Origin of the sequence: Nocardioides sp. R-C-SC26 (genome assembly GCF_021246465.1) — a bacterium.
Taxonomy (GTDB): domain Bacteria; phylum Actinomycetota; class Actinomycetes; order Propionibacteriales; family Nocardioidaceae; genus Nocardioides.
This window is the reverse complement of sequence record NZ_JAHRHK010000086.1, coordinates 1-311: the sequence shown is the minus strand read 5'-3', so window position 1 is coordinate 311 and position 311 is coordinate 1. Positions and strand designations below refer to the sequence as shown.

The 311-nt window shown below is 64.0% G+C and carries 1 protein-coding gene; it reads left to right on the top strand.

From position 1 onward, the window contains the following. Positions 1 to 87: 87 nt before the first annotated feature. A partial coding sequence (locus tag KSO97_RS17545) for a NusA N-terminal domain-containing protein (RefSeq protein ID WP_308188352.1) occupies positions 88 to 311 on the top strand: 224 nt, incomplete at its 3' end.

Here is a 311-nt window from a genome sequence, read left to right as displayed (position 1 = left end):
CGACCTCGACGACGAGGAACACGAGACCGACGACGACAGCGTGGACGCCGACGGCACCGAGACGACCGAGACCGAGGAGAACCGCTGATGGACATCGACCTGAGCATCCTGCGCATGTTGGGGCGCGAGAAGGAGATCAAGTTCGAGGTCCTGGTGGAGGCCATCGAACAGGCACTGCTCAACGCCTATCTCAAGACCCCGGGTGCCTACGACCAGGCGCGTGCCGTCGTCGACCGCAAGACCGGCCACGTCGTCGTGTGGGCCACCGAGTTCGACAACGACGACAACGCGATCGGTGAGTTCGAGGACAC